This window comes from Microbacterium sp. zg.Y909, assembly GCF_024626565.1.
In genome coordinates, this window is record NZ_JANJFJ010000304.1 from 1 (window position 1) to 3,472 (window position 3,472).

Sequence of the window (3,472 nt, forward strand, 5' to 3'; positions counted from 1 at the left end):
AAGAAGCGCTTCAAGGTCACCGGAAGCGGCAAGCTCATGAAGCAGCAGGCCGGCATGCGCCACAACCTCGAGGGCAAGGCGAGCCGTCGCACCCGTCGCCTGAACCAGGAGCAGGTGCTCGCCCCGGGTGACGCGAAGGTCGCCAAGAAGCTGCTCGGTCTCTGAGCTCCCCCGCACGTTAGGAAGTAGAAGAAAATGGCAAGAGTCAAGCGGGCTGTAAACGCCCACAAGAAGCGCCGCGTCATCCTCGAGCGCGCCTCCGGTTACCGGGGTCAGCGTTCGCGCCTGTACCGCAAGGCGAAGGAGCAGGTCACCCACTCGCTGGTCTACGCGTACCGTGACCGTCGCAAGCGCAAGGGTGACTTCCGTCGCCTGTGGATCCAGCGCATTAACGCCGCTGCCCGTCAGAACGGCATCACGTACAACCGCTTCATCCAGGGCCTGGGCCTGGCCGGCGTGCAGGTCGACCGCCGCATGCTCGCCGAGCTCGCCGTGAACGAGCCGGCCACGTTCGCCTCGCTCGTGCAGACGGCCAAGGCCGCGCTGCCCTCCGACGTCAACGCCCCCAAGGCCTGACCTCGCACTCCCGCCGGCGGCGCTCGCGCTACCGGATCGAAGGGGCGTCCTCCACGGAGGGCGCCCCTTCGGCGTATCCGGATGCCGCTCCGTGCGCCTGCCCGGCATCCGATCTCCGCACATGCGCGGCCTAGGATGGGAGCGTGCTCGAGAATCCGCGCTCGCCTCGTGTGCGTGCCGTCGCCAAGCTGACCAAGCGCAGCGCCCGTCAGGAGACAGGACTGTTCCTGCTCGAGGGCCCGCAGGCAGCCCGTGAAGCCCTCGCCCACCGGCCCGACACGCTGGTGGAGCTGTTCGCGACGCCGAGCGCGCTGGAGCGCCATGCCGACGTGCGCGACGCGGCGCAGGATGCCGGCGTCGACGTGGTCTTCACCACCGAGGCCGTCATCGAGGCGATGGCCGACACCGTCACCCCGCAGGGGATCGTGGCCGTCGCGCGCCAGTCGCCCACCTCCATCAAGGACGTCTTCGCCGCCGGTCCGCGCCTGATCGCGATCTGCGAAGAGGTGCGGGACCCCGGAAACCTCGGCACCATCATCAGGGCAGCGGATGCCGCGGGGGCCGATGCCGTGATCCTCACCGGCCGCACGGTGGACCTGTACAACCCGAAGGTCGTCCGCGCGACGACCGGCTCGCTCTTCCACGTGCCCGTCGCCGTGGGCGCGGACCTCGAGACCACGGCGGCGCGCGCGCGAGCCGCCGGTCTGCAGGTGGTCGCGGCCGACGTCGGCGGCGAGGACTTCCTCGCTCACCGTGCGGAGCTCTCCCGCCCCACCGCGTGGCTGTTCGGCAACGAGGCGCGGGGGCTGGACGACGAGGCGCGGGCGCACGCCGACCTTGCTCTGCGTCTGCCGATCTACGGCAGCGCCGAGTCGCTGAACCTCGCCACGGCGGCCAGCGTGTGCCTCTACGAGTCGGCCTTCGCGCAGCGCGCCGACGCCTGATCGCGGCGGCGCGACTCCCGTCAGCGGCACCCGAAGAACGGCCGTCCGCGCGCGTCGGTTATGTTTCGGAACGGTAAAGGTCGGCGCAACCTGCCGTGGCGTGTCTCAGCGCGGGAATAAAGTGTCCTCCATGGCGACTCCAGACTCGCAGGCTGCCCCGCGCACTTCGAACATCGACGTCCGACGCGGACAGCCCCTCGTGGTGATGACCGACGTGCAGAAGCACTACGGCGACTTCCAGGCGCTGCAGGACATCAACCTCACCGTCAACCGCGGTGAGGTCGTGGTGGTCATCGGGCCGTCCGGCTCGGGCAAGTCCACGCTCTGCCGCACCATCAACCGCCTCGAGACCATCACGAGCGGAACCATCACGATCGACGGCAAGGAGCTGCCGAAAGAGGGCAAGGCCCTCGCGGCGCTGCGGGCGGATGTGGGGATGGTCTTCCAGTCCTTCAACCTCTTCTCGCACCTGTCGATCCTCGACAACGTGACGCTCGGACCCATCAAGGTCAAAGGCATGAAGAAGGCGGATGCCGAGGCGGAGGCGCGCATCCTGCTGGAGCGCGTGGGCGTGGCACAGCAGGCGTCCAAGCTTCCCGCGCAGCTCTCCGGCGGTCAGCAGCAGCGCGTCGCGATCGCCCGCGCGCTGGCGATGAAGCCGAAGGTCATGCTGTTCGACGAGCCCACCAGTGCGCTGGACCCGGAGATGATCAACGAGGTGCTCGACGTGATGGTCGGGCTCGCCCACGACGGCATGACCATGATCGTGGTCACCCACGAGATGGGCTTCGCTCGCAAGGCGGCCGACCGCGTCGTGTTCATGGCCGATGGCCTGATCGTCGAAGAGGCGACGCCAGACGTGTTCTTCACCGCACCGAAGAGCGAGCGGGCGAAGGACTTCCTCTCCAAGCTCATCACCCACTGAGACCTCCGCGCCCTGCACCGGCGCGGCCGCCCGAGAGACATCGACACCAGGAGGACACATGCGCAACAACCGCATCGTCGGCGCATTCGCCGGCATCGCGATCGCAGCACTGGCACTGACCGGCTGCAACAGCGGCACGCCCGACAACCCGGGCGGCGACGCCAGCGGCGAGGCCCAGGGCGACGCGCTGTGGGAGGTCGCCACCGACGTCTCGCTGGAAGGCAGCCCGACGTACGACCGCATGGTCGAGCGTGACGGCGTGATCATCGGCGTGAAGAACGACCAGCCCGGCCTCGGCTACCAGGACGCGGCGACCAACGAGCGCACCGGCTTCGACATCGACATCGCGCGCTGGATCGCGGCGTCGCTGGGCTTCGACGAGGATCAGATCACCTACGAGACGATCCCCTCCGCCAACCGGGAGCAGGCGATCGTAAACGGCGACATCGACTACTACGTCGGCACCTACTCGATCACCGACAAGCGCAAGGAGCAGATCGACTTCGCCGGTCCGTACTTCCTCACCGGCCAGGGCCTGCTCGTCGCCGCTGACAACGACGACATCACCGGACCGGACGACCTCGCCGGCAAGATCGTCTGCTCGGTGACCGGCTCGACGCCGCTGCAGCGCATCCGCGAGGAGTACAGCCCGGGTGACACCGTCGAGTACGACACCTACTCGCAGTGCATCGAGCAGCTGCTGTCCGGCTCGGTCGACGCCATCACCACCGACGAGGCGATCCTCGCCGGCTACGTGGCGCAGCAGCCCGACGAGCTGAAGATCGCCGGCGAGCCCTTCAGCGAGGAGCGCTACGGCGTGGGCCTGGAGAAGGGCGACACCGTTCTGCTCGACCACATCAACTCCCTCTTCACCGACGGCGGCGACGTGTGGACCGCACTGTTCGAGGAGCACCTCGCTCCCGCCGGCATCGACGGCGAGCAGCCGGCCGTCGACTGACCCTGAGGTCGGGGGGGGCGCGGGGGGGCCCCCGCCCCCGGGCCCGTCGGCGCCCGGGCGGGGGAGGAG

General features: G+C 68.9%; 5 protein-coding genes. All 5 read left to right on the plus strand.

Going from position 1 to position 3,472, the window contains the following annotated elements; translation table 11 throughout:
* On the plus strand, window positions 1-165 hold a 165-nt coding region (gene rpmI / locus NQ160_RS17730), incomplete at its 5' end, for a 50S ribosomal protein L35 (protein WP_257516417.1).
* Window positions 166-195: 30 nt separating this feature from the next.
* Complete coding sequence (gene rplT / locus NQ160_RS17735; protein WP_257516416.1) at window positions 196-576, plus strand: 50S ribosomal protein L20; 381 nt, start codon at window positions 196-198, stop codon at window positions 574-576.
* Window positions 577-719: 143 nt separating this feature from the next.
* On the plus strand, window positions 720-1,520 hold the full coding sequence (locus tag NQ160_RS17740) for a TrmH family RNA methyltransferase (RefSeq protein ID WP_257516464.1): 801 nt from the start codon (window positions 720-722) through the stop codon (window positions 1,518-1,520).
* A 205-nt stretch (window positions 1,521-1,725) separates the two neighbouring features.
* Entirely contained in the window at window positions 1,726-2,445 is a 720-nt protein-coding gene (locus tag NQ160_RS17745) for an amino acid ABC transporter ATP-binding protein (RefSeq protein ID WP_257516466.1), read from the plus strand.
* 58 nt (window positions 2,446-2,503) lie between these two features.
* The gene (locus tag NQ160_RS17750; RefSeq protein ID WP_257516465.1) at window positions 2,504-3,403 is read left to right on the plus strand and encodes a glutamate ABC transporter substrate-binding protein; all 900 of its coding nucleotides are present in this window, start codon (window positions 2,504-2,506) and stop codon (window positions 3,401-3,403) included.
* Window positions 3,404-3,472 lie beyond the last annotated feature (69 nt).

Coding starts and splice junctions, on each gene's coding strand:
- rplT (WP_257516416.1), top strand. CDS start 196: ATGGCAAGAGTCAAGCGGGCTGTAAACGCCCACAAGAAGCGCCGCGTC.
- NQ160_RS17745 (WP_257516466.1), top strand. CDS start 1,726: ATGACCGACGTGCAGAAGCACTACGGCGACTTCCAGGCGCTGCAGGAC.
- NQ160_RS17750 (WP_257516465.1), top strand. CDS start 2,504: ATGCGCAACAACCGCATCGTCGGCGCATTCGCCGGCATCGCGATCGCA.